The sequence below is a fragment of the Paraburkholderia graminis genome, assembly GCF_003330785.1.
GTDB lineage: Bacteria > Pseudomonadota > Gammaproteobacteria > Burkholderiales > Burkholderiaceae > Paraburkholderia > Paraburkholderia graminis.
In genome coordinates this window covers 1,421,661-1,446,602 of sequence record NZ_CP024934.1, presented here as the reverse complement: position 1 = coordinate 1,446,602, position 24,942 = coordinate 1,421,661, and the positions used below count along the sequence as shown (strand labels likewise).

Annotated in this window: 17 protein-coding genes; 5 read left to right on the top strand and 12 right to left on the bottom strand. The window is 65.8% G+C overall.

Annotation, left to right across the window (positions count from 1 at the left end; genetic code table 11):
* The first annotated feature begins 454 nt into the window (after positions 1 to 454).
* Positions 455 to 616, top strand: coding sequence for a DUF1328 domain-containing protein (locus tag CUJ91_RS06450; protein WP_006051149.1), 162 nt, complete (start codon positions 455 to 457; stop codon positions 614 to 616).
* Positions 617 to 794: 178 nt separating this feature from the next.
* Here the strand turns inward: CUJ91_RS06450 and CUJ91_RS06445 are convergent, their stop codons facing one another.
* A complete protein-coding gene (locus CUJ91_RS06445) occupies positions 795 to 1,709 on the bottom strand; it encodes a LysR substrate-binding domain-containing protein (protein WP_107708476.1) in 915 nt (304 codons plus the stop codon).
* A 98-nt stretch (positions 1,710 to 1,807) separates the two neighbouring features.
* Between CUJ91_RS06445 and CUJ91_RS06440 the strand changes: the two genes are divergently transcribed.
* Positions 1,808 to 2,698 carry an EamA family transporter gene (locus CUJ91_RS06440; protein ID WP_053857858.1) on the top strand — a complete coding sequence of 297 codons (891 nt, stop codon included), beginning with the start codon at positions 1,808 to 1,810 and terminating at the stop codon, positions 2,696 to 2,698.
* A 50-nt stretch (positions 2,699 to 2,748) separates the two neighbouring features.
* Here CUJ91_RS06440 and rfbC read toward each other — a convergent pair whose 3' ends face one another.
* From rfbC to CUJ91_RS06420, 4 genes are all read right to left on the bottom strand, one after another.
* Positions 2,749 to 3,300, bottom strand: coding sequence for a dTDP-4-dehydrorhamnose 3,5-epimerase (gene rfbC / locus CUJ91_RS06435; RefSeq protein WP_006051152.1), 552 nt, complete (start codon positions 3,298 to 3,300; stop codon positions 2,749 to 2,751).
* A 105-nt stretch (positions 3,301 to 3,405) separates the two neighbouring features.
* Complete coding sequence (locus CUJ91_RS06430) at positions 3,406 to 4,401, bottom strand: GlxA family transcriptional regulator (protein ID WP_006051153.1); 996 nt, start codon at positions 4,399 to 4,401, stop codon at positions 3,406 to 3,408.
* 731 nt (positions 4,402 to 5,132) lie between these two features.
* Complete coding sequence (gene uvrA / locus CUJ91_RS06425; RefSeq protein ID WP_244230996.1) at positions 5,133 to 11,075, bottom strand: excinuclease ABC subunit UvrA; 5,943 nt, start codon at positions 11,073 to 11,075, stop codon at positions 5,133 to 5,135.
* A 191-nt stretch (positions 11,076 to 11,266) separates the two neighbouring features.
* Complete coding sequence (locus tag CUJ91_RS06420) at positions 11,267 to 12,163, bottom strand: LysR family transcriptional regulator (RefSeq protein WP_053857857.1); 897 nt, start codon at positions 12,161 to 12,163, stop codon at positions 11,267 to 11,269.
* Between the two features lie 129 nt (positions 12,164 to 12,292).
* Between CUJ91_RS06420 and CUJ91_RS06415 the strand changes: the two genes are divergently transcribed.
* Positions 12,293 to 13,036: an SDR family oxidoreductase gene (locus tag CUJ91_RS06415; protein ID WP_114156058.1), complete on the top strand. Its 744-nt coding sequence runs from the start codon at positions 12,293 to 12,295 to the stop codon at positions 13,034 to 13,036.
* A 97-nt stretch (positions 13,037 to 13,133) separates the two neighbouring features.
* Here CUJ91_RS06415 and CUJ91_RS06410 read toward each other — a convergent pair whose 3' ends face one another.
* Together CUJ91_RS06410 and CUJ91_RS06405 are read right to left on the bottom strand one after the other, a co-directional pair.
* Positions 13,134 to 14,159 carry an aldo/keto reductase gene (locus tag CUJ91_RS06410; RefSeq protein ID WP_006051157.1) on the bottom strand — a complete coding sequence of 342 codons (1,026 nt, stop codon included), beginning with the start codon at positions 14,157 to 14,159 and terminating at the stop codon, positions 13,134 to 13,136.
* A gap of 95 nt (positions 14,160 to 14,254) precedes the next feature.
* Entirely contained in the window at positions 14,255 to 14,824 is a 570-nt protein-coding gene (locus CUJ91_RS06405; protein ID WP_114156057.1) for a DUF4142 domain-containing protein, read from the bottom strand.
* A 369-nt stretch (positions 14,825 to 15,193) separates the two neighbouring features.
* Here CUJ91_RS06405 and CUJ91_RS06400 point away from each other — a divergent pair, with 369 nt between their 5' ends.
* Positions 15,194 to 16,168, top strand: coding sequence for a chemotaxis protein (locus CUJ91_RS06400; protein ID WP_006051159.1), 975 nt, complete (start codon positions 15,194 to 15,196; stop codon positions 16,166 to 16,168).
* A 61-nt stretch (positions 16,169 to 16,229) separates the two neighbouring features.
* Here CUJ91_RS06400 and CUJ91_RS06395 read toward each other — a convergent pair whose 3' ends face one another.
* The 3 genes from CUJ91_RS06395 to CUJ91_RS06385 all read right to left on the bottom strand — a co-directional run bounded on the left by CUJ91_RS06395 (position 16,230) and on the right by CUJ91_RS06385 (position 19,495).
* Positions 16,230 to 17,324, bottom strand: a complete 1,095-nt coding sequence (locus CUJ91_RS06395; RefSeq protein ID WP_114156693.1) for an asparaginase — start codon at positions 17,322 to 17,324, stop codon at positions 16,230 to 16,232.
* A 99-nt stretch (positions 17,325 to 17,423) separates the two neighbouring features.
* Complete coding sequence (locus CUJ91_RS06390) at positions 17,424 to 18,068, bottom strand: pyridoxamine 5'-phosphate oxidase family protein (RefSeq protein ID WP_006051161.1); 645 nt, start codon at positions 18,066 to 18,068, stop codon at positions 17,424 to 17,426.
* Positions 18,069 to 18,223: 155 nt separating this feature from the next.
* Positions 18,224 to 19,495, bottom strand: coding sequence for an MFS transporter (locus CUJ91_RS06385; RefSeq protein WP_114156056.1), 1,272 nt, complete (start codon positions 19,493 to 19,495; stop codon positions 18,224 to 18,226).
* A gap of 308 nt (positions 19,496 to 19,803) precedes the next feature.
* Here CUJ91_RS06385 and CUJ91_RS06380 point away from each other — a divergent pair, with 308 nt between their 5' ends.
* Complete coding sequence (locus CUJ91_RS06380) at positions 19,804 to 21,906, top strand: TonB-dependent siderophore receptor (RefSeq protein ID WP_114156692.1); 2,103 nt, start codon at positions 19,804 to 19,806, stop codon at positions 21,904 to 21,906.
* 66 nt (positions 21,907 to 21,972) lie between these two features.
* On the opposite strand, the gene fhuB is transcribed toward CUJ91_RS06380, so the two are convergent.
* Both fhuB and CUJ91_RS06370 read right to left on the bottom strand, forming a co-directional pair.
* Positions 21,973 to 23,964 (bottom strand): Fe(3+)-hydroxamate ABC transporter permease FhuB, encoded by a 1,992-nt coding sequence (gene fhuB / locus CUJ91_RS06375; protein WP_114156055.1) that lies wholly within the window; start codon positions 23,962 to 23,964, stop codon positions 21,973 to 21,975.
* Positions 23,961 to 24,929 carry an ABC transporter substrate-binding protein gene (locus tag CUJ91_RS06370; protein ID WP_114156054.1) on the bottom strand — a complete coding sequence of 323 codons (969 nt, stop codon included), beginning with the start codon at positions 24,927 to 24,929 and terminating at the stop codon, positions 23,961 to 23,963. The genes fhuB and CUJ91_RS06370 overlap by 4 nt, the downstream gene beginning before the upstream one ends.
* Positions 24,930 to 24,942 lie beyond the last annotated feature (13 nt).

The following is a 24,942-nucleotide window of genomic DNA, read 5'->3' as shown; positions in this document are numbered from 1 at the left end:
AACGAACGGCTCATTAAAGCCGTAAAAGCATTGGATGTTTAGACTTTTAGCCGTCAAATGTTAAAGCTTAATTAACGTTTTCAGATTTGCGCAGCGCCCTTTTATCCGGCAAAGCATATTTTTCGCGATGAAATTGTTTAATCCAGCGACGTTATTCATGCGCGCAAACGTTGCCGTCAAAGCAAAAGCGCATAGGTGAGTTTTTTCGGTCGGCGACGCATTACAAATTAGTCAGCGTCGCTTTACCTTGCAATTGGATTTCATGCGGCCTGGGCAGCCGGAGCGCGCGTTGTTGCACGGAAGCGACAACTCGAGGCCGCTTGCGCGAGCTTTACCCGTGGGCACACGTATTGCTCGACTTCGCTCGCCGGCAGATCGCTCGCGGCAGGTGCGCCATACCGTCTGCGAGCCGCCGTTTTACGTCAATCCAGCATTTCTATCGGTGGGAGGCCTCATGCTTCGATACGCTGCAATCTTCTTCGTCATCGCAATCATCGCCGCGGTATTCGGCTTTGGCGGCATCGCCGCCGGCGCGACGGAGATCGCCAAGGTGCTGTTCTTCATCTTCGTGGTGATTTTCCTCGTCACCTTGCTGATGGGCGTGATGCGGCGCTGATCGCCGCATCGCTATGTAAGCGGAGGAATACCCGGCCCGGCGCGCGTACCGGCAACCTGTTGCAATAGCTGCCACGGTCTATTGCAATAGTTGCCGCCCGGCCGGGTCTCCCGCAACGCAGCACATCTGTTTTTTGCTCGTCGCGGTGCTGTCCGTCAAAGACAACGTCAAACGCTCGTCATTCCGCCGATTGCACATGCGGTTCGCTTTCCCGCGTGAATGTCCGCGAGCCAAGATGCAGTTCCTCGCATAGAAAGCGCTGCAACGTCTGCACCGCCGCCGCGTGCGCGCCTCCGACGTCACGCATGAACAGGCCGAAATCCGCAACGGGCGCATCGGGCAAGCCATCGGCGTGTCCGATTATCCTCATGGACTCCGAACGAATATTGCCTTCGAGCAATACCGATACACCCAACCCCGCTTCGACCGCCGACTGCACCGCCGGCAAGCTCGTGCTCGTGCAGACGATCCGGCAGCCGATGCCCGCCCTGCGCAGCGCCGTCAAGACGTTCTGTTGCCACAGACAGGTTTCGCCGAACGCGACCAGCGGCAACGGGGCGCTGGCCTCGCGCAGATAGCCGCGCGCGCCGACCCAGAACAGCGGCTGCGTCCATGTGAAGAGCGGCGTGCCGGTCACGAGCGCGGGATCGGCGACGACGACGTCGAGGCCGCCATCCGCGAGACGCTTTGACAACGCGGCGCTGCTGTCCACGACGATTTCCAGCGCAACGCGCGGATACGCAATCGAGAAGCGCCGCAACGCGCGCGGCAAACGCCCCACGGCGATGTCCTCGAGCATGCCGAGCCGCACCGTGCCCGAGACTTGCCCGGCGCTCAACGCGCGCCGCGCATCGGCGCTCGCGCCGAGAATTGCGTGCGCATAAGGCAGCAGCAGATGACCGGCCTCGGTAAGCTGCACGCCGCGCGGCGAGCGGTCGAGCAGGCGCTGGCCGAGATCCTCTTCGAGACGGCGCAACTGCATGCTGACGGCAGCCTGCGTGCGCGCAAGGCGGCTCGCCGCCGCGCCCACCGCGCCGGTCTCGGCCACGGTCACGAAGGTGCGAAGCAGACTGCTGTCGAGGTCACGGGTCATCACGATTCTTGAAGCCTGCATAAGAAATATCAACTTATCTTAGTAGCGTGGGAGCCGATAAGATAGGTGGACCTTTCCCATCGACGCGAAGAGGACCCATGCAGGACACGACGATCAAGTGCGCAGCCGACCCGACGCCCAACATGACGAAGCCCACGCGCGCGGCAGCCGGCGCCGCGTTGCTGTGCGTGCTGTCCATGTCGAGCGTGCAATTCGGCGCCGCACTGTCCGAACCGACGATGGCCGTCTACGGTTCGCTCAGCACGACATGGCTGCGTCTCGCCTGGGCCGCGCTCGTGCTCGCGGTGCTGGTGCGCCCGCGCTTTCGCAGCTACTCGCGCGCGCACTGGTTCGCCGCGGGCGCGCTCGGCGCCGCGATGGCCGGCATGACGTTGTGCTTTTTCGCGGCGCTTCAGCGCATTCCGCTTGGACTTGCGGTAGCGATAGATTTCCTCGGCCCGCTGGCGGTCGCGACGTTCGCGGTGCGCCGCGCTCGCGCACTGCTGTGGCCGGCGCTCGCGATCGCCGGCGTCGTGCTGCTCTCGCGCGATGGCGCCGGCTGGGTCGGCGAACCGCTCGGCGTCCTGCTTGCATGCGCCGCGGCCTGCGGCTGGGGCAGCTACATCGTGTTGATGAAAAAGACCGGCAAGCTGTTTGCCGGACTCGAGGGCCTGTCGGTTTCGCTGATCGCGGCGGCGCTCGTCGCCACGCCGTTTGGTCTCGCCGAAAGCGGCATGCACGTCGCAGTTGGCCAACTCGTGGCGACGGCGGGCCTCGCGATACTCGTTCCGCTCTTGCCGTATGCGCTCGAAATGGTGGCGCTGCGTCATATGCCGGCGGGATCGTTCGGCATCCTGATGAGTGTCGAGCCGGCGATCGGCGCGGTGGCCGGCTTCATCGTATTGCATCAGCCGATGGGCGTTTTGCAGATTACCGGGATGGTGCTCGTGGTCGCCGCGAGCGTCGGGGCGGTGACGGCTGGGCGTTAGATGTAGATGGACTTAGGGCTGCGGTTGCGGGGTGGCAACCCCCGCTGCCCCTACACCATGTTCTCCGCTTCGTACAAACGCCGCCCGCCGGCATCCTTCGCGCCGACGATCGGCTCGAAGCCGATCGGCCATTCAATGCCGATATCTGGATCACTCCACAAGATGCAGCGCTCGAGTTCCGGGAACCAGTATTCGGTGGCCTTCCACAGACATTCGGCAACCTCGGAAAGCACGACGAAGCCGTGCGCAAAACCAGGCGGCACCCACACCTGCCGATGATTTTCCGCGCTCAGATAAGCGCCGCACCATTTGCCGAAGTTGGGCGACTTGAGCCGCACGTCGACGACCACGTCGAAGATCTCGCCGACCACGACCTGCATCAGCCGGCCTTGCGGACGCTGCACCTGATAGTGCAATCCGCGCAGCACGCCGTGCACCGCACGCAGATGCCGGTCCTGCACGAACTCGAAGCCGCGCGCGACGTCGTCCATGAACTCGTCCGCGCTGAAACTCTCGTAACAGAAACCGGATTCGTCGCCAAACACCTCGGGTTCGATAAGTTTCACTTCCGGTAGTGCCGTTGCCAACACCTGGTTGCCCATTGCCACTGTGCCCGTAAGAAGCTGCTCGACAAACACCCGGATGCCGCCGCGCTCGCGCGTGGCGGTTGTAAAACGCGCGTGCCTCAAAGGCGCGCTGATTGATTGTCAGAGCTCGGACGCGGCGAGCCGGCTGCGGGCGCGATATTCGGTGGGCGACAACGCCATGCGCTTGCGGAAGATCTTGGCGAGACGGTCGCCGTTGCCGGTGCCGCTGCGCCGCGCGATCTTGTCGACCGGCAGTTCGGTTTCGGTCAGGAAGTTGCATGCAATGCGCAGCCGCACCTGTAGCAGATAGTCGGACGGTGTAACGTGCATTTCATGCTTGAAGCGGCGCAGGAAATTGCGCTCGCTCATGGCGGCGACCTGCGCGGCGTCGGCGACCGAGACCGGGCGGTCGCAGTTCGCTTCCATCCAGCGCGCCGCCGCGCGAATCTTCTCGGCGACGCTCAGCGTTCCGCCCTCGGACGGCAACGGCACCCAGGTCGCGGCCATGCCGGGCATCACGCGTTCGGCGACGCTGCGCGCGAGTTCGGCGCCCAGATCGCGCTTGATGAACATCAGCGCGCTGCGGGCGCAGTCGTTGCGATCGTTCGCCGCGCTCAGGATGGCGTCCGCGGCGCCGTGGCCATAGCGGTTGATCTGCAGCGCTTCCGGGTCGCCGGGGTTCGCCGCCTCGAGCACGAGCCGCCCTTCCCCGATGGTTTCGATCGCCCGCGTGCGCGCCTGCACCGTGCGCAGCCAGCCAAGCAGCCGCTGGTCGCGGGCCGCCTGATGCGCGCCGTGTCCGCCGGCGATGAAGAGAACGTCGAAGCCGGTTCCAAAACGCGTGTCGATACGGTCGGTCCAGATGCGCGCCGCCGACGAGCTCGGCACGCTGCCGCCGTCGAGCGACAGGAACTGCACTTCATACGGCGGCTCTTCGCCGGGCCGCGTGCCGGCCAGTTCGTTGGCGGTCTGGAACATTTCGACGACCGTGCCGGGGCCCAGCAGCCAGAACCCGTCGAACAGCAGCACGCCGATGCGGCGCGCGGCAGTGCGAACGTTGACGGTCGGCGTGTGTAACCAGGTAACCCTCGCGGAATCGACGTGAATGTGGGACATGGTCTTCCTCAAAATGTCTACATGGTTGGACGAGACGCGCGTTGCTCCGACGATATCAGTGAATTGATAATCGCAATTCGACATCGGCAAACGCCGCTTCAGAGATTATCAGCGATGTTAGCCGAATGAACCGCATTAGTAAATTTGAAAACTATCGAAATGATCATCGAATAAAAGTACGACGAAAAATATTCTCATTTGATGCAAGTAATAAGTGACAATGCATTCACATGCAGCGGAAAAACATACCGTCCGCGCGAGCGGCGGGCCCGCGTAGCCGCACACGCCGTGCGTCTCCGCGCCACGCTGTGGTAACGTGTCGATTCACCGCGCATCAGCCGCTTCAGGCCGCATTCGGGCGATGACGAAAAATGTTTCAAAGCTGAACACACGGGCCGCCGACGTTGGCCCTTTTAATTGCATCGGTAATTCGCGAGTCTCGAATCAGCGCCATTTCTATTGGCAATTAGCCGCGCGGCATTCCACTCGTGGAATTAACGCGTTAATATGCGGCGCTTCGACGCATCAAAAAATGTTTCACTTTTGAAACATCAATTTTGATTCGTCGGATTAATAACGCGCAAAGTCCTTCATTTCGCTTTCTGGATTCGTCGGAGTTAATGCCCGGTCGGCGGAGCGGTTCGGGACGCAATTAGGGACACAGACAGGCGCCAACAGTCCCGCGTCTCTGCATCGAGACGCGAGACCGTTGTGTAGCAGGAAACGGCGCGCTAGCCGTTCGTGCCTTCGCCCGGTTCGCGCACAGCACCGACGCCTGCGCCGCTGCCGGCGCCTGCGTTGGCCACGCGCTCGAGCACCGGCCTCAGCGCGGCTCCGGTGTGACTTTCGCGGACCTGCACGATGCCCTCGGGGTCCGTGGCCGCGACGATCGCGCCGCCGCCCACGCCGCCTTCCGGACCCAGGTCGATGATCCAGTCCGCCTCGGCGATCACATCCAGATCGTGCTCGATGACGACCACGCTATGCCCGCCGTCCGCGAGACGATGCAGCACGCGAATCAGCTTGGCGACGTCGGCCATATGCAGGCCGACAGTCGGCTCGTCCAGCACGTACAACGTATGCGGCGGCTTCTGACCGCGCCGCGTCACGTCGTCGCGCACCTTGCTCAACTCGGTGACGAGCTTGATCCGCTGCGCCTCGCCGCCCGATAACGTCGGCGACGGCTGACCGAGCGTGAGGTAACCGAGCCCCACGTCTTTCATCAACTGCAACGGGTGCGCGATGTTCGAGATCGGCGCGAAGAACTCGACGGCTTCGTCGATTTCCATGGTCAGGACGTCGCCGATATTCTTGCCGCGCCACGTCACCGCCAGCGTTTCCGGATTGAAGCGCTGCCCGTGGCACACGTCGCACGGCACCTTGACGTCCGGCAGGAAACTCATGCCGATGGTGCGCACGCCCTGGCCTTCGCAAGCGGGGCAACGCCCTTCGCCCGTATTGAACGAGAACCGCGACGCGGTGTAGCCGCGCGCCCGCGCTTCGAGCGTGCCGGCGAACAGCTTGCGGATTGCGTCCCACACGCCGATATACGTGGCGGGACACGAGCGCGGCGTCTTGCCGATCGGCGTCTGATCGACCTCCAGCACACGGTCGATGCTCTCCCAACCCGTGATCGAATCGCAGCCCTGCCACGCATGCGTGACGTTCAGCGGCGCACGCGGCGCGCTGCGCGCGAGTACGCTCGAACGGCGCGCGGCCTGCTGATTCGCGGCCTGCTTGTCCTGCGCCGCAGCGCGCGCCCGCCGCGTAGCCGGCGACGACAACACCGAACGCCCGACCGCGTCGAGCAGGTTGGCCATCAGCACGTCGCGCGCGAGCGTGGACTTGCCCGAACCGCTGACGCCCGTCACCGCGACGAGCCGCGACAGCGGAATATGCACCGTCACGTTGCGCAGATTGTGCAGCTTGCCGCCATGCACGGTCAGCCAGTTCTCCGGCACCGCCGCCGCGCGCTTGCCCGGCGCGACGACTTTGCGGCGCGGCTGCAACGGATGCACGATAGGCGAGGCCAGGAACTGCCCGGTCAGCGATTCGGGCTGCGCCGACAGATCGGCCACACTGCCCTGCGCGACCAGCGTGCCGCCGCGCTTGCCCGCGCCGGGACCAATGTCGATGATGTGATCGGCCCGCCGGATCGTATCTTCGTCGTGCTCGACGACCACGAGCGTATTGCCCTTGTCGCCGAGCTTGCGCAGCGCGTTCAGCAGAATCTGGTTGTCGCGCGGATGCAGGCCGATGGTCGGTTCGTCCAGCACATAGCAGACGCCTTGCAGATTGCTGCCCAACTGCGCGGCAAGCCGGATGCGCTGCGCCTCGCCGCCCGACAGGCTCGGCGCCGCGCGGTCGAGGCTCAGATAACCGAGCCCGACTTCTTCGAGAAACTGCAAGCGGCTGCCGATTTCGCTGACCACGTCGCGCGCAATCTCCGCATCGCGCCCGGTCATGCGCAGACCGTCGATCCACGCACGGGTGTCCGACACGGTCCACTGCGCGACGTCGGTGATCGCGTGCGCGTCGAACGTGACCGCGCGCGCGGTGAGATTAAGCCGCGTGCCCGCGCAATCCGGACACGGTTCGTCGACGAGCCCCTCCGGTTCCTGCTCTTCCGACGGCAAGCTCTGTTCACGGCCGCGATTGTCGTCGACGACGATCGTGTCGTCATACGCGGCGCGTTGCTCGCGCGTGAGCGCGAGGCCGGTGCCGACGCAGGTCGTGCACCAGCCGTGCTTGCTGTTATACGAGAACATGCGCGGGTCGAGCTCCGGATAGCTCGTGCCGCACACCGGACATGCGCGCTTGGTGGACAGCACTTTCACGGCGCCGAGTTTCGCGGTGGGCAGCCCGCCGTTCATCGCGTGGTCCAAGCCGTCGAGCGGCGCAAGCAGATGCATCACGCCCTTGCCGATTTCGAGCGTCTGGTCGAGCGCATGACGCAATTGCGCTTCGTCGTCCGCCGACACGATCAGGTCGGCGACCGGCAACTCAATGGTGTGTTCGCGGAAGCGGTCGAGCTTCGGCCACGGGTCGACCGGCACGAATTCGCCGTCCACCCGCAGATGCGTATTGCCGCGCGCCTTGGCCCACTTCGCGAGATCGGTGTACACGCCCTTGCGGTTCACCACCAGCGGCGCGAGGAAGCCGACGTGTTGCCCCTTATGGTCGCGCAGCAACTGCGCCGCGATCGACTCGACGCTCTGCGACGTAACCGGTGTGCCGTCGTGAATGCAATGCTGCAAGCCAAGCTTCACATAGAGCAGACGCAGGAAGTGCCAAACTTCGGACGTGGTCGCGACGGTACTCTTGCGACCGCCGCGCGACAGGCGCTGCTCGATCGCGACGGTCGGCGGAATGCCGTACACGGCATCGACCTCGGGGCGCCCTGCCGGCTGCACGATGGAGCGTGCATACGCATTCAGCGATTCGAGATAACGGCGCTGGCCTTCGTGAAAAAGAATGTCGAACGCGAGCGTCGACTTGCCCGAACCGGACACGCCGGTGATCACATTGAACTTGCCGTGCGGAATGTCGACGTCCAGCGCTTTCAGGTTGTGCTCGCGCGCGTTGACGATGCGCACCACGTCTTCGCCTTCGATCGCACGCCGCGCGCGCGCCGCGCTCAGCGCCTTCTGCAACGGGATGCCCTGCGAGGCCGCGTCTGTAGGTTCCGCCGCCGCGTTCATCGCGCGGTCGTACTGCAGCAGCGCCACACCGGTATGCGATTCGGCACAGCGCTTGACGTCCTCGGGCGTGCCCGCGCACAGCACGCGGCCGCCGCCGTCGCCGCCTTCGGGACCGAGGTCGATGATCCAGTCGGCCGCGCGGATCACGTCGAGGTTATGCTCGATCACGATCAGCGAATGGCCGCTTGCGAGCAGTTTGCCGAACGCCTGCATCAGCTTGGCGATGTCGTCGAAATGCAGGCCCGTGGTCGGTTCGTCGAACATGAAAAGCCGTTTGGCGACGGCCTGCTTCGCGCTGCGCGCACTGCGCGCCTGGGCCGATTCGGCGAGAAAGCCGGCGAGCTTGAGCCGCTGCGCTTCGCCGCCCGACAACGTGGGCACCGGCTGGCCGAGCTTCACATATTCGAGGCCGACGTCGACAATGGGCTGCAGCACGCGCAACACTTCGGCGTCGTTCGCGAAGTACGCGGCGGCTTCGCTGACGGTCAACTCCAGCACGTCGGCAATGCTCAATGCGCGCGCCGGTTCGCCGCGCTCGATCTTCACCTCGAGCAGCTCCGCGCGGTAACGGCGCCCGTCACAGTCCGGACAGCGCAGGTACACGTCGCTCAAAAACTGCATTTCGATGTGCTCGAAACCCGAACCGCCGCAAGTCGGGCAACGTCCGTCGCCGGAATTGAAGCTGAACATGCCCGGCCCGTAGGCGCGTTGTTGCGCGAGCGGCGCCTTCGCAAACAGCTTGCGGATTTCGTCGAACGCGCCGACGTAGCTGGCCGGATTCGAGCGCGCGGTCTTGCCGATCGGCGACTGGTCGACGAACACCACGTCGGTAACCTGATCCGCGCCGGTCAGGTTGCGGAATGCGCCCGGCGATTCGGTGGCGAGGCCGAAGTGCCGCGCCATGGCCGGGTACAGCACGTCTTGCAACAGCGTCGACTTGCCCGAGCCCGACACGCCCGTCACGCAGACGAGCCGCTGCAACGGAATTTCCACCGTAACGTCGCGCAGATTGTGCTCGGTCGCGCCTTCCAGCACGATGCGCGGCGTGCTCGCGTCCACAGGGCGCTGCGACCAGTGCGCCGCGTCCGCGACGTGGCGGCGCCCGCCGAGATACTCGCCGGTCAGCGTGCCCGACGAACGGATCAACTCGGGCGCGCCGTCGAAAATGATCGAGCCGCCACGCTCGCCCGGTCCCGGCCCCATGTCGATCAGCCGATCCGCCGCGAGCATCACCGACGGGTCGTGTTCCACCACCACGAGCGTATTACCCGCGTCCCGCAGACGATGCATGGCCTCCACGATCCGGCTCAGATCGCGCGGATGCAGACCGATACTCGGTTCGTCCAGCACGAACAGCGTTTTGGTGAGCGACGTGCCGAGCGCCGTGGTCAGATTGATCCGCTGCACTTCGCCGCCCGACAACGTGCGGCTTTGCCGGTCAAGCGTCAGATAACCGAGCCCGACGTCGCACAGATATTTCAGGCGCGTGCGCACTTCGGCGAGCAGCAGCTTGAGCGCGTCGTCGAGCAGCGCGCTCGGCAAACTGATTTCGTCGAAGAAGCGGCGGATGCGCTCGATCGGCATCAGCATCAGGTCGTGCACGGTGAGGCCCGGCAGCGCCTCGAGCTGCGCGCGATTCCATTCGACGCCGCGCGGCATGAAGCGCTGCGCGGGCGCCAGCACCTGGTCCGCATTAGCCTTGCTGCCGAGACGCCACAGCAGCGACTCCGTTTTCAGACGCGCGCCGCCGCAGGTTTCGCACGGCGTGTAGCTGCGGTACTTCGACAGCAGCACGCGAATATGCATCTTGTACGCTTTCGATTCGAGATATTCGAAGAAGCGTTTGACGCCGTACCAATGGCTTTGCCACTTGCCGTTCCAGTCCGGCGAACCGTTGATGACCCAGTCGCGCTCCGCGTCCGTCAGTTCGCCCCACGGCGTGCCGCGGCGGATGTCGGCCTTCGCCGCGTAGCGCATCAGATCGTCCTGACACTCCTTCCACGCGGGCGTTTGCATCGGCTTGATCGCGCCGTCGCGCAGCGTCTTGCGCGCGTCCGGGATCACGAGGCCGAGGTCGACGCCGATCACGCGGCCAAAGCCGCGGCAGACGTCGCACGCGCCGTACGCCGAGTTGAACGAGAACAGCGCCGGCTGCGGATCGGCATAACGCAGGTCGCTTTCCGGGCTATGCAGCCCGGTTGAGAAGCGCCAGATTTCCGGCTCGGCCGGCTGCGCCTCTGGCGCGAGCGGCGCGTCTGAAGCCGGCGGCAACACGTAGATATTGACGCGCCCGCCGCCGCGCTTGAGCGACGCCTCGATCGCCTCGACCACCCGTTGCTTGTCGGCCTGCGCCACGCGGAAGCGGTCGGCGACCACGTCGAGCAGCTTGCGCTTGCCGGTGGGCGAATCGACCTCGCGCTGTGCCTGCACGCGCGTATAGCCGCTTGCCGACAGCCATTGCTCGACCTCCTGCTCGGAAGCCGACTCCGGCAACTCGACCGGAAACGTGACGACGAGCCGCGGATCGCTGCCGGCCGTGCGTTCGAGCAATTCCGCGTAAATGGTCTCCGGCGTGTCGTGACGCACCTGGCGCGCCGTCTTGCGGTCGAACAGCTCGGCCGCGCGCGCGTACAACAGCTTCAGGTGGTCGTTCAGCTCCGTCATGGTGCCGACGGTGGAGCGCGAACTGCGCACGGGGTTGGTCTGGTCGATCGCGATGGCGGGCGGCACGCCGTCCACCCGGTCGACCTGCGGCCGGTCCATGCGGTCGAGGAACTGCCGCGCATAAGCGCTAAACGTTTCGACGTAGCGCCGCTGCCCTTCCGCGTAAAGCGTATCGAACACGAGGCTCGACTTGCCGGAACCGGACGGCCCGGTGACGACCGTCATTTCGCCGGTTTTGACGTCGAGATCGACGTTCTTCAGGTTGTGCTGGCGCGCGCCGCGAATCTTGATAATGCCGTTGGATGACAATTTTTCGACCGTCTGAATGAGTGGACCACGTCTCACGGACGCCTCGCGACCGCGCAAGTTCGGTGCAAACGGAGCGGCGGCGTTCGCGCCGCGGCTCGCGTGCAGTTGGACACTATACTGTATATCTATACAGTTTTCCACGAGCCGCGCATGCGCGATTGCGCAGGCGCACGGGCCGCGAACTATGCCGCTTACGCGGTGGCCGCCGTCTCGAAGATGTCGCGCAGCCACTGCGCGAACACGCGCACCCGCGACGACAGTTGCCGGTTCTGCGGATACAGCACGGACACCGGCAGCGGCGGCGGCGGGAAGCCGGCGAGGATAATCTTCAGACGCCCCGCCGCGAGTTCGTCGCGCACGCGGTAGCGCGGCACCTGCACGATCCCGAGCCCGGCGAGCGCCGAGCCCGTGTAGAGTTCGACGCCCGTCACCGACACCGCGCCCGGCAGCAGCATCGGCGTATTGCGTCCTTCGATGCTGAATTCCAGCGGCACCGGCTTGCCGGTCGCGCTCGACACATAGTTGACGGCGCGGTGCGCCGCGAGCGCCGACGGGTCCGCGGGCTCGCCGTATTTTTCCAGATAGGCCGGGCTCGCTACCGTGACTTGCGGCAGTTGCGCGACGCGCCGTCCGACCATCGACGAATCCTGCAGGTTGCCCGCGCGCAGCACGCAGTCGACGCCCTCGCGCACCAGATCGACCAGCCGGTCGTCTTCGCCGATCGTCAGTTCGATGTCCGGGTAGCGCGTCAGAAACGCCGGCAAGGACGGCACGACGAAGTGGCGCGCGAGCGTGCCTTGCAGGTTCACGCGCAGCAGGCCCTTCGGCGCGAGGTTCGAGAACGAGCCTTCGGCGTCCTCCAGATCGGCGATCAGCCGCACGCAGCGGCCGTAGTACGCCTGGCCGTCCGGCGTCAGACGAACCGTGCGCGTGGTCCGCTCGAGCAGCCGCGCGCCGAGCCGCTCCTCCATCCGCTTGACGAGATTGGTGACGGTGGCGCGCGGTATCTGCAGGTCGTCGGACGCGCGCGTGAAGCTCTGGCGCTCGGCCACCCGCACGAAAACGCGCATTTCCTCGAAACGGTCCATGTTTGGCGTGCCCTTTGGTTCGTTTTGTTAAAGCAAGTGGAATGATGATGGTGAGGCCGGCCCGATTATCTCAGAACAGAAAGTGTTCATCATTCACTCACCGATCCACTACCGACAAGGAAACGCATCATGAACACGACAACAAACGCCCAGATCGCCATCGTGACCGGCGCCTCGCGCGGCATCGGCGCGGCCATCGCACGCCGTCTGTCGAACGACGGTTTCGCCGTCGTCGTCAATTACGCGGCAAGCTCGAACGAAGCCGAAGCGCTCGTCGCCGAACTGAAGGCGGCGGGCGGCCGGGCGATCGCGGTCAAGGCGGACGTGTCGAAAGCCGGCGACGTGCGCCGCATGTTCGAGACAGCCGAGCAGCAACTGGGAAAGGTCGACGTGCTGGTCAACAACGCGGGCGTGATCCAGCCGACGCCGCTTGCCGACACCAGTGACGAGTTGTACGACCGCACGTTCGACATCAACGTGCGCGGCACTTTCAACACGCTGCGCGAAGCGGCGGGCCGCATGAACGACGGCGGGCGCATCGTCAACTTTTCGAGCACGACCGTCGCGCTGAACATGCCGGGTTACGCGATCTACAGCGCGACGAAGGCAGCGGTCGAAACGTTCACGCACGTTTTCGCGAAGGAACTGCGCGGGCGCAACATCACCGTGAACGCGGTCGCGCCGGGACCGGTCGCGACGTCGCTCTTTTTCGACGGCAAGACCCAGGAGCAGATCCAGCACTTCGCGAAGATGCCGCCGCTCGAGCGCCTCGGGCAACCGGAGGATATTGCTTCGGTGGTGGCGTTCCTCGCGAGTTCGCAGGCCGGCTGGGTCAACGGCCAGGTATTGCGCGCGAACGGCGGGCTGGCTTGAGGATTGGGCATTGAGGGTTGAGGCCCGCGTTGGTTTCGGGCGCTGCGGAAGCGGCACCGGCAACCAACGCACCTAAAAAGCGCCCCGACTCGCCCGCTTAAACCGCTTTCGGATTGCGCTCGGCGAATCCTTCCTGATGCCAGTACGGATAAGCAGGCCGCACCGCGCTCGCCGCATCGAGCCGCGCGACCTGCTCGGGCGTCAGATTCCAGCCGACCGCGCCCAGGTTCTGCCGCAACTGCTCTTCATTGCGAGCGCCGATCAGCACCGTCGACACCGTCGGGCGCTGCAACAGCCAGTTCAATGCAATCTGCGGGACGGTCTTGCCGGTTTCGACGGCGATCTCGTCGATTGCGTCGAGCACGCGGAACAGGTAGTCCTCCGGCACCGGCGGGCCCATGTCGGCGGTCTTGTGCAAGCGGCTTTGCTGCGGCAGCGGCTGGCCGCGCTTGATCTTGCCCGTCAGACGCCCCCAGCCGAGCGGGCTCCACACCACCGCGCCCACGCCCTGATCGATGCCGAGCGGCATCAGCTCCCACTCGTAATCGCGGCCGACGAGCGAGTAATACGTCTGGTTCGCGACGTAGCGCGGATAGCCGTAGCGGTCGGCGGTATCGAGCGACTTCATCAGATGCCAGCCGGAAAAGTTCGACACGCCCGTGTAGCGGATCTTGCCCGCGCGCACCAGGTCGTCGAGCGTGGACAGCACTTCGGCGACCGGCGTCCGCGCGTCGAAACCGTGCAACTGAAAGAGGTCGATGTAGTCGGTTTGCAGGCGCTTGAGCGCCGCGTCGACCGCCTGAATCAGATGAAAGCGCGACGAGCCCACGTTGTTCGGGCCGTCGTCGAAACGAAAGGTCGCCTTGGTCGAGAGGATCGCCTTGTCGCGCTTGCCCTTGAGCGCTTCGCCGAGCACCGACTCGGATGCGCCGCGCGAATAGATGTCCGCGGTGTCGAACATCGTCACGCCCGCATCGAAACAGATGTCGATCAGACGGCGCGCTTCGGCGACGTCGGTCGCGCCCCACGCCTCAAAAAATTCGCCCTTGCCGCCGAACGTCCCCGTGCCGAAACTCAGCACCGGCACCTTGAAACCGGAAGCACCCAGATGTCTGTATTCCATTGATGAATCTCCGTGGCATAGCCGTCGTTTGAACGGAGGTTCAGTTTACGCCGGTCGGCGCGGACGCGTCGCCGGCGTCGCCCGCCTCCGCAAACTCAGTGCGCTGCTGCCGGCAGGTGCTTGCGTTGCGCCAGTTCCTGCGCCATCGCGTAATGCTCCTGCAGAACAGGCAACGCCTTCTTCGCCGCATCCTTCAACTGCGGATCGCGGCCCGCAGCGATTTCCGCCTGGAACGCCGACAGCGCCTTCTGCTCGCCGGCCAGCGCGACCTGCTCGATATAGGTCTTGTCGAACTCGGCGCCGCGCAGGTTGTTGATGCTCGCCAGCACTGCCGTGTCGGGGTCGTTCTTCGGCACGTCGACGCCGCGCGGGCTGGCCGCGCGCAGCGCGTCGGTGATTTTGGCGTTATCGGCCGAGACGCGCTCGGCGAACGCCTTCACGTCGCGGTCGGTCGAGCGCGATGTCGCGATGCGCGCGGCATCGCGTTGCGTGGCGACGGCCTGCGTGCCCTCGGCGATGAACGTCTGGTCGGCGGCATGCAGACGGCCCGCGTCCGGCGCGGCGGCGGGCGCGGTCTGGGCGCTGGCCGTCGTGGCGGAAGCGGCGAGCATCAGCAGGCTGGCCATGCAGGCGCTCGTGATGGTGGCGAGAGGCAAGCGGGTCATACGTTCTCCTTGGATTGGAAGCGAAACGGCAACGATGCGGCGCGTGAGGGCACGAGAGCGCGAGAGGCCGCGGCCGGCTCGTCTGCGGCCGTGAAGCGCCGCAAAGCGCCGCATTCGATCGTCGGGAAAAATTCTAGAAGCCGCGCCCGATGCCATGTGATACCACGCTGTCGCTTGTGTAACGTTAGGTAACCTTCACACGAATGCCGTCCGCTTGTGAGCGAAAACCGCGTGCACCCAGGGATTGCCAGCAAAAGCCGGCGAGCCGCTGAATTTTTCGGCAGCCGCGCCGATAACAGAAAGTAAGAAGCGCGTCGGCATCAACCAACGCAAGCGCGCGCCCACGCACCGCAATCCCGGAGAGATTCGATGGCAGTAGATAACCGCGCGCACGACGAACGCACCAACCTGACCAGTTCCAACAAATTCGAGTTGCTGCTGTACCGTCTCGGCTCGGTGCCCGGCAGCGACGCGCACGAGCTTTACGGCATCAACGTGTTCAAGGTGCGCGAAATTTCGACGATGCCGCCGGTCACGCCGATCGCCGGTTCGTCGCCGTTCGTGATGGGTGCGGTCGATATTCGCGGGCAGATCATTCCCGTGATCGACCTGCCGCGGCTGATGGGCTGCGAGCCCACGCGCGGCCTGAACATCCTGCTCGTCACCGAATTCGCGCGCTCGACGCAGGCGTTCGCGGTCGAGGAAGTCGACGACATCGTGCGCCTCGAATGGAATCAGGTGCTGTCCGCGGAAGGCGCGGCCGGCGGCAATCTCGTCACGAGCATTGCGCGGATCGACGGCAATACGGGCGACTCGCGGCTCGCGCAGGTGATCGACGTCGAGCAGGTGCTGCGCGACGTGTTCCCGTCGCAGCATCCGAGCGTGGACCCGACGTCGGTGGGCGATGCGCTGGGCATTCGCCCGGGCGCGAAGATTCTTGCCGCCGACGACTCCGGCTTTGCCCGCAAGCTGATCGAGCAGGCGTTGACCGCGATCGGCGCCGAGTTCGTGATGACCAAGACCGGCGAAGAGGCGTGGCAGACCTTGCAGCAGGTCGCGGAAGAAGCCGAGGCCAACGGCGTGCGCGTGAAGGACAGCATCGCGCTGGTGCTGACCGACCTCGAAATGCCCGAGATGGACGGCTTCATGCTGACGCGCCAGATCAAGGCGGATGAGCGGATGCGCGACGTTCCGGTGATCATCCATTCATCGCTGACGGGCGCGGCGAACGAGGCGCATGTGAAGAACGCCGGCGCGAACGGCTATGTCGCCAAGTTCCAGGCGGGCGAGCTCGCGCATGCGATACGTACTGCGCTGATGTCCGCGGCTGAGGCTGCTGCGTGACGATGTGAAGCGACCGCGCGGCCGCGCCGCGCCGAGCCAGCACTAACGACGCGCACCCGCCTTATCGAGCCGCTGCGAGCGCAACCGAAAACACGACGCGGCTCGTCGCGACGCCCATCGTGTTGAGCGTTCTGGGCGCATGAAAAGCGTCGAGCTTCGCGCGCTGTCCGGCCGTGCCGATATCGAGCAGCGCGAGCACTTCGGCGACCACCGCGTATAGCACGCTGACGTTGCCATCCTCGACTTTCACCGCGATGCCGAGCGCGCCCTGCGCGCCCTCCTTGCCTGTGTGCGCCGCCGTCTGCTTCGACGCGCGCACGCCGATCGCATAACTGCCGTCCGCACCGAGTTTCCCGACCAGCGCGCCTTCGAACGCGTTCATCAGCAGCGTGCAAAAGCGGCCCTCTCCTGCCACCAGCTCTGGATAAGCCGTCATCGCACGATAGATGCGCGCGAGCGCCGCCGTGCGCGAAGTAGGCTCAGCGTTGGACGCGCCGGAGGACACTTCATCCTCGGCAGCGGCCAGCTTGACGAAGAGTCGCGCAAGACGGTCCAGCGCAAAGGCCGGCGTGGGCAGATTGCATCCGTCGATCGCCCATTGCACGCCCTCGTCCGGCAGATCGCAGACGTTGGCGACCGTGTGCTTCACGCGCACTTGCAACGGATGATCCGGCTCTTCGTAACCGCTCAGCGCGGCGCCGATCGAACGCGCGCCGGCGAGCATGCCCGCGTGCTTGCCCGAACAGTTGCTGCACACCGCGCCCGGCTTGAAATCGCGCTTGATCCAGTCCGCGTAGACCGCATCGGAGAGCGGCGGATGACCGCCGCAGCGAAGATCCGCTTCGCTTGCCTGCGCCTTCGCGAGCATGCCGCGCGCACGTTCGATGTGACGCGGCTCGCTGCTGTGCGACGCGCACATCAGCGCGAGGTCCGCATCGTCGAAACCGAAGCGCTCCAGCGCGCCGGTTTCCAGCACCGCGAGCGCTTGCGCCGGCTTGGCGGCGGAACGCGCCAAGGTGACGCGCGACGGATCGCCGAACGAATACAGCAGGCGGCCGGCGGCATCGACAACCGCGACATGCGCGCGGTGCGTGTTTTCAACAGAATTGCCGCGATAGACGGTCGCCGCGATCGGCTCCGTGGTGTGCAGACTCATGCGCATTCTCCTCGTGATCGCGCGAATCGTTGCGCTTGCAAGCAAGCGTCATATGTCACGCGCTAAGCGCCACGATTCTACGGAACGAGTGCGCGCGCATCAATCGCCGCGAACCGCTGCCTCGCGTTTAAGCTCGGCCACTTGCGCCTCGAGTTGCTGGATGCGCTCGTCGCGTTCCTGCAGCGCGGCGGCTACATCCGCCGCTTCGAAACGCTGCGGAATATGCTTCGGACAATTGACGTCCCACGCGCGCACCGTCATCACGATCACGCGTTCGCCGCGCGCCTTGTAACCCTCGGGCATCAGCTTCGCGAGCAACGCGGGATCGTCGTCGACCACGCGCGCCTCGCCCCAGATCTTGATGCGCCGGCGATGCGCATAGTCCATCAGAAACAGATGCGCCTTCGGATTTTCCGCGAGATTGCCGGCCGTGATGTACTGCCGGTTGCCGGCGAAATCCGCGAACGCAATGGTGTGATCGTCGAGCACGCGCAGAAAACCGGCGGGACCGCCGCGATGCTGGATATACGGCTGCCCTTCCGAACTGACGGTGGCGAGAAACACGCTCGTCTGCTGCTCGATGAAACCCGCGACGTCGGGCGTGAGACGCGTCTGCCAGCCGTGTTCCTCTTCCATCCGCGCGTACGCGTCGCGCGAACCGTTGCGGCTTTGCAATGCCTTGACCGTGGGCGTGAACGCGATGTCGCTCGGATAAGCGTGCTGGTGCGAGTCAGGGTGTGTCATGAAACGGCTCCTTGGCGGGCATTCCCGCAAGTGACGCGCTCAACCTTACGCGCATGAGCCGCGGCGCGGTAGCCGGCCTGAACGAGAAGCCGCTTCTCATCGAACGAGAGTCGCGCGCCGTGCCAGGCCGCGCGCAGTGCAAAGCCGCGCGCCGCTCAGGCGCTCGGCGCCAGTTCCTCTTCGCGTTCGAGCGAACGCGTGTTCCTCAATTCGGGGAAGAGCTTCATCCACAGCAAGGCGACCGTGATCGTCGCGATGCCGCCGACCAGCACCGCCGTTCGCGCGCCCCACCAGCCGGCCGTGACACCCGATTCGAATTCACCCAATTGATTCGATGTGCCAATGAAAAGCGAATTGACGGCGCTCACGCGTCCGAGCATTTCATCCGGCGTGCGAAGCTGCACGAGCGACAGACGCACGACGACGCTGATGGTGTCCGACGCGCCGAGCGCCATCAGCGCGAGCAGCGACACGATGAACTGATGCGACATGCCGAACACGAGCGTCGCCACGCCGAACGCGATCACGCCGCCGAACATCGCCGCGCCCGGCCGGTTGCGCAGCGGTAAATGCGCGAGCCAGATGGTGCCCGCGAGCGCGCCGATCGCGGTGCCCGAGCGCAACAGGCCGAGCCCGAGCGGCCCGGTATGCAGCACGTCGCGTGCGAACACCGGCAACAGCGCGGTCGCGCCGCCGAACAGCACCGCGAACAGATCGAGCGACAACGCGCCGAGTATCACCGGTTGCTTGCGAATGAACGCGATGCCGGAGAACACCGATTCGAGCGTGACGGGCGCGCGGCTCGCCGGCTTCGCGCGCAGCGGAATGCCCCACACGGCTGTGGCCGCGGCGGCGAACGACAGCGTGCACGCGAGATAAGCGGCGCCCGGACCGATGCCGTAAAGCAGACCGCCGAGCGCCGGACCGGCGATCTGCGCGGTCTGGTTCGCCGAGGTCGCCCACGCCGTCGCCTTCGGCAATTGCCCGCGCGGCACGACGCCGGGCAGCAACGACGCGACCGCCGGCGATTCGAACGCGCGCGCCGCGCCCACGCAGGCAGCGAGCACGTAGATCACGGGTGCGCTGATCCATCCGCCGAACGTGCCCCACGCGAACAGCAATGCCGCGACGCTTTCGAGGCTTTGACAGATGGCCGCGATGCGCCGGCGATCGTAGCGGTCCGCGAAATGGCCGACGACGAGCGTCAGCAGGAACATCGGCAGGAACTGCGCGAGTCCGACGAGGCCGAGCGCGAACGCGCTGTGCGTGAGCGCGTAGATGTGCCATCCCATCGCGACCGCGAGCATCTGAAACGACAGCGACGAGAGAATGCGCGTGCACCAGAAGCGTTGAAACGCCGGTTGCTTCGGCAGGCTGACGGAGGAGGAATCGGCGGTGTCGCTGGAGTCGGCGGGAACGGGAGGCATCGAGGTCGTGAGTGTTGGCGTGGCTGGCGTGAGCGGCGGCTAGTTTAGAGCAACGCAGCCAGTCTTGCTGGCGCGGTGGGCATCCGCGAGTCCGCGCCATTATGTTTTCATTTGATAATCATTCTCATTTACATTATCCTCTCGCATCCTTAATAACAACCGACGCCGCTGAGCTGCCCGGCCGCTCTGGTGCGGGATACGCGTCGTCCAGGAATCTGTCGTTCAAACCATCCATGCGCTTCGTCAAAACCTCCGCGCCGCCAGGCCGCCCTCGCCGCCGCGGCCTCCGCATTCCCCTTTCGATGTTGATGTACATGGCGACCGCGCCCGCCGCACTCGCCGCCGCCGCTTCGCCGGATGCCGCGAGCGCCCCGCCCGCCGCCTCGACCGCCGCCCCCACCGAACTGCCGGCGGTCGCCGTGCAGGCCGCCGCGCTCGCCGACCCGACCGCCGGTTATCGTCCGCGCACGAGTGAAACCGCGAGCGGCATCGCGACGAAAATCAGCGACATTCCGCAGTCCGTCGCGGTGGTCAGCTCGAGCGTGATGCAGGACCAGCAGGCGCGCACGCTCGACGACGTGCTCGGCAACGTGAGCGGCATCACGCAAACGAACACGCTCGGCGGAACGCGCGATGCGTTCATCAAGCGCGGCTTCGGCTCGAACGACGACGGCTCGATTCTCGTCGACGGCCTGCGCTCGCCGACGCTTCACAACTATCTCGCGACGATCGACCGCGTCGAAGTGCTCAAGGGCCCGGCTTCGCTGCTTTACGGCATTCAGGAGCCAGGCGGCGTGATCAACCTGATCACGCGCAAACCGGAAGACACTTTTCACGGCTCGGTCTCTGCGAACTACACGAGCCATCGCGGCAGCGGCACGAGCTTCGACCTCACCGGCCCGATCGGCGAAGCGGGACAGGTCGCGGGCGGCACGCTCGCGTTTCGCCTGACCGGCGAGTACAACACCGCGCGCTACTGGCGCAGCTTCGGACGCCAGCGCGACGCGCTGATCGCGCCGTCGCTGTCGTGGCACGACGCGAATACGTCGATCGACGTGAGCTACCAGTACGTCGACTACACGACGCCGTTCGACCGCGGCACGGTGCTCGTCAACGGTCATCCCGACGATGCCTTGCGTTACACGCGCTATGAAGAAGCGTGGGCGCAAAACTCAGGCGAGCAGGAAACGCTGCGCGCGAAAATCGAACACCGCTTTTCCGACGAATGGCGCGTGCGCGCGACGTACGGATGGAGCCGCGACCGCTACGACCAGTACATCACGCGCGCGACGGCGTTCAACAGCAAGACCGGCATCATGAGCCGCTCGTCGGATGCGAACCTGCAGCGCAACGATTCCGACGAGATCGCGACCGTCGGCGTGCTCGGCAATCTGAAGCTCGGCGGCATGCGTCACGAGTTGTACGTCGGCGGCGAGTACGAGCGTCAACGCAGCTTCCGCGGCGACACCATACGCGGCAAGGCGGTGTCGGGCTTCGATCTGTTCGACCCCGTCTATGGACAACTGTCGCCGGGCGGCACGCCGAGCGCGACGCAGAGCGACAGCTTGTCGAAGGTGCATACCTATTCCGTCGTGACGCAGGACACGGTTCATCTGACCGACAGGCTGATCGCGGTCGGCGGCCTGCGTTGGGAGAACTGGCAGCAACTGTCGGGCGTGGGCCGTCCGTTCGTGATCGCCGATCACTCGCATGGGCAGGTGTGGTTGCCGCAATTCGGCCTCGTTTACCGGCTCACGCCGGCGCTGTCCGCGTACGCGAACTTCAGCAAATCGTTCGTGCCGAACGTCGCCACGCAAGTCAGCGAGCCGCTCGCGCCGGAGCGTGGACGCGTCTATGAAACGGGCCTCAAGTTCGACGCGCACGGCATCACGGGCACGCTCGCCGTCTATCAGATCGACAAGAACAATGTGGCGGTCACAGTCGGCGATACGACAGAGACGGTGGGAAGCGCGAGGTCGCGCGGCATCGAGCTCGATGTTGCGGGCCGGGTCACACAGCACGTGAGCGTGATCGGCAGCTATGCATACACGAACGCAACCGACCGCGACAACGGCACGCGCCTCGTGAACGCGGCGCGCCATACCGGCAGTGTCTTCGCCGTCTACGACACGATGCTGCCGTATCTGCCGGGGCAATGGCGTTTTGGCGGCGGCGCGCGGCTAGTGAGCAAGCGTCCGGGCGACACGGCCAACAGCTTCACGTTGCCAGGTTATGTCGTGGCAGACCTGTTCGCCGCTTATGACACGAAGATCGGCAAGATCCCGACGCATGTGCAACTGAATGTGAAGAACGTGTTCGACAAAACGTACTATCCGTCGAGCAACAGCAATCTGATTATCGCGGTCGGCGAAGCGCGGCTCGTGATGTTGAATACGACGTTTTCGTTCTGACGCAGCGGGGTTCGTCGAGAGTCATGAGGCGCGCGATGCGCGCCTCGGCTCAACTTGTTCGACGCATCAACGACGCAGCAACCACATCAGATAAGGGCCGCCCAGAAGCGTCGCAATGACGCCGGCCGGCAGTTGCTGCGGAAAGATCATGTTGCGGCCGAGCCAGTCCGACAACACCATCAGCAAGCCGCCGATCAGCGCCGCGACGAGCATCTGCGAACGCGCGCGCGGAAAGCCGAGCAGCCGCGCGAGATGCGGCGCCATCAGGCCGACGAACGACATCGGGCCGATCACGACCGTCGCGCCCGCCGTGAGGATCGCGGCCAGCGCGAGCAGCATGAGCCGCGCGCGTTGCGCGCCGACGCCGAGCGCATTCGCCACGTTCGCGCCGAGCGGCAGGATCTCGAGCCAACGCGCGCCCAGATACGCGACGACCACCGCGACGACCGTGCACGCGCCGACGGCGATTGCCGTCGCGGGCGCGATCAGATAGGTCGAGCCGTATTGCAGCGGACGCAGCAGGTTCGCGTACGCGCCGCCGCTCGCCGTCGCGAGCATCACCACGGCCTGCGAAAACGCGCTGAGGGCGATGCCCGCGAGCAGCACATGCTCCGGCGCGAAACCGCTGCGGCGGCCAAGGGCGACGATCGTCACGAGGCAGATCAGCGCGCCCCCCGACGAGCCCGCGAGCAGCACGGGCGTCGACGGCGCGCTCGCCATGACCGCCGCGGCCAGCATGCCGAGCATCGCGCCGCCGCTCACGCCGAGCAGATCGGGGCTTGCCATCGGATTGCCGGTGACGCGTTGCAGGATCGTCCCCGCGAGCGCCACCATCACGCCCGCGCCCAGCGATGCGGCGAGGCGCGGCACGCGCCAGAACCACACGTCGCTCCATTGCTGCGCGCCGGTCCATTGCCAGCCGTGCAGCGTCGTCGAAAACAGCAGCGACACGACGACCGCGGCGACGAGCACGCCGCCGAGCAGCAGTGCGGGCATCGTTAACGCGCGACGCGGCGGCGCGTTCTCGGCAGACGCGGGACGCGGCGCCTCGATATGCACGCGGCGCAACATCCACAGCAGCAGCGGGCCGCCGCAGAGCGCGACCGCCGCGCCCGTCGGCAGCAGTTCGCCGAGTACGCTCGGCAAACTCTGCACGGCCTGATCGGCGATCGCGAGCAACAGCGCGCCGACGAACGGCGCCCATAGCAACTGGTCGCGCACGCGGCGTGCGCCCATCAGACGCGCGAGCACCGGCCCGCCGAGTCCGATGAAGCCGATTACGCCGACTGCGCTCGCCATGAACGCGCTCAACGTGACGGCGACGCCGAGCGCGAGCGGACGCGTCCATTTCAGCGACATGCCGAGCTGGCTCGCGCTGCCGTCGTCGAGTGAAAAGAGCGTTAAGGGGCGCACCAGCAGCGCCATGGCGACACCGCACGCGAGCACGCGCGGCAGCAGCCACACGACGCTCGCCCAGCCGTTTTGCACGAGCGAGCCGCCGCCCCAGATGAACACCGACGTCAACGAACGCTCGAACACAATCGTCAGGATCACTGACAATGCGCCGCAGTACAGGTTCACGATCATGCCCGCGAGCACGATGGAGACCGCCGCGAAGCCCTTGCGCCACGTCATCGCCATGGTGGCGAACATCGCGAGCGCGGCGCCTGCCAGCGCGACCGCGAAGCGCATATCGACGGCGAGCGCGGGCGCGGCCACCGCGGCGATCGTCAACGCGAGATACGCGCCCGCCGACACGCCGAGCGTGAGCGGCTCGGCAAGCGGATTGCGCAGCACCTGCTGAAAGACCACGCCCGCCAGCGACAACGCCGCGCCGGCGATCAGCGCGATCGCGAAGCGCGGCAGCCAGCCATAGCGCACGACAAGCTGCGGCAACGTGGCATCGGCACGAGGCAACAGCGCGCCGGGCCATTGCGCGACAGGCAGCCGCGCGGACAGTGTGTGATAAACGAGCCACGCGGCCAGCATCAGCAGCAGCGCGGGCAGCCGCCACGCGCGCGGCGCGGCGGCGGTGACAGTCGCCATCGAGCGGTTCATTGGGTGACTCCTTGCAGCGCGCCGGCGAGGCTGTCGGCGAAACGCATCGACGCGACGAGGCCGCCGAGCGCCGGCAACGGGCCGATGTGCTGGACGCGGTTTTGCCGCACGAACGGCAGCGCGCCCCATAACGGACTGCGCGCGAGTTGCGCCGCGACGCCGGACGGCACGCCGATCGTGACGACTTGCGCATCGGCATGTCGTGCGAGCGCGCCGAGGTCCGCTTCGGTCATGCCTTGCGGATCGGCGAAGTCTTGCCACGCGTTATCGATTCCGAGCGCGTGGAGCACGCCGCCGAACAGGCTGTTTCTGCCGAATACGGCGATGTGACGGTCGTCGATCGGACGCAGTAGATAGACGGGACGCCGCATCGCGCGAAAGCCCGCGAGACGCGCGGACGCATCGGCGACGCGGGCTTCGGCTTGCGCGAACAGCGCATCGGCCGCGGCGTTGCGGCCGAGCGCGTCGGCGAGCTTGCGGGTCGCGGCGTGAACAGCGGGATAGACGTCGATGCCGGGGCCGAACAGTTGCACCGTCAGCGTCGGCGCGATGCGTTCGAGCAACCCGCGCAGCGGCGCATGCCACGGCGTGATGACGATAAGCTCGGGCTTTAGCGCAGCGAGCACTTCGAAGTTCGGCTGATACAGCAAGCCGGTATCGACGACCGACGGCGGCAACGCCGGCACGCCGTCGAGCTTCGCATACCACGCGGGACGCGACACGCCGACGGGCACAACGCCGAGCGACAACACGACTTCCGTCAGCGGCCAGTCGAGCACGACGACGCGAGCGGCGGGCGCCGCTGCGGAGCCTGCGGCCGAGCCTGAAATCGAAGCGGCCGCAGAAACGGCACCCGCCGCATCCGCCGCGCGCGCCGACCGTGCGCCCGCCGCCATAAGCGCGGCCGCGCCCAACCCCGCAAGCGCGAGGCGCCGCTTGCCGTTAAAGCGCACGCCTGCCGTCATGGCGACGTGTGCC

What these genes read in the sequence shown, in the direction of transcription:
- CUJ91_RS06450 (WP_006051149.1), top strand. Translation starts at nt 455, where the DNA reads ATGCTTCGATACGCTGCAATCTTCTTCGTCATCGCAATCATCGCCGCG.
- CUJ91_RS06385 (WP_114156056.1), bottom strand. Translation starts at nt 19,495, where the DNA reads ATGCCTCCCGTTCCCGCCGACTCCAGCGACACCGCCGATTCCTCCTCC.
- CUJ91_RS06430 (WP_006051153.1), bottom strand. Translation starts at nt 4,401, where the DNA reads ATGTCCCACATTCACGTCGATTCCGCGAGGGTTACCTGGTTACACACG.
- CUJ91_RS06445 (WP_107708476.1), bottom strand. Translation starts at nt 1,709, where the DNA reads ATGACCCGTGACCTCGACAGCAGTCTGCTTCGCACCTTCGTGACCGTG.
- CUJ91_RS06440 (WP_053857858.1), top strand. Translation starts at nt 1,808, where the DNA reads ATGCAGGACACGACGATCAAGTGCGCAGCCGACCCGACGCCCAACATG.
- CUJ91_RS06420 (WP_053857857.1), bottom strand. Translation starts at nt 12,163, where the DNA reads ATGGACCGTTTCGAGGAAATGCGCGTTTTCGTGCGGGTGGCCGAGCGC.
- fhuB (WP_114156055.1), bottom strand. Translation starts at nt 23,964, where the DNA reads ATGAACCGCTCGATGGCGACTGTCACCGCCGCCGCGCCGCGCGCGTGG.
- CUJ91_RS06410 (WP_006051157.1), bottom strand. Translation starts at nt 14,159, where the DNA reads ATGGAATACAGACATCTGGGTGCTTCCGGTTTCAAGGTGCCGGTGCTG.
- CUJ91_RS06370 (WP_114156054.1), bottom strand. Translation starts at nt 24,929, where the DNA reads ATGACGGCAGGCGTGCGCTTTAACGGCAAGCGGCGCCTCGCGCTTGCG.
- CUJ91_RS06380 (WP_114156692.1), top strand. Translation starts at nt 19,804, where the DNA reads ATGTACATGGCGACCGCGCCCGCCGCACTCGCCGCCGCCGCTTCGCCG.
- CUJ91_RS06415 (WP_114156058.1), top strand. Translation starts at nt 12,293, where the DNA reads ATGAACACGACAACAAACGCCCAGATCGCCATCGTGACCGGCGCCTCG.
- CUJ91_RS06400 (WP_006051159.1), top strand. Translation starts at nt 15,194, where the DNA reads ATGGCAGTAGATAACCGCGCGCACGACGAACGCACCAACCTGACCAGT.
- rfbC (WP_006051152.1), bottom strand. Translation starts at nt 3,300, where the DNA reads ATGGGCAACCAGGTGTTGGCAACGGCACTACCGGAAGTGAAACTTATC.
- CUJ91_RS06390 (WP_006051161.1), bottom strand. Translation starts at nt 18,068, where the DNA reads ATGACACACCCTGACTCGCACCAGCACGCTTATCCGAGCGACATCGCG.
- CUJ91_RS06405 (WP_114156057.1), bottom strand. Translation starts at nt 14,824, where the DNA reads ATGACCCGCTTGCCTCTCGCCACCATCACGAGCGCCTGCATGGCCAGC.
- CUJ91_RS06395 (WP_114156693.1), bottom strand. Translation starts at nt 17,324, where the DNA reads ATGAGTCTGCACACCACGGAGCCGATCGCGGCGACCGTCTATCGCGGC.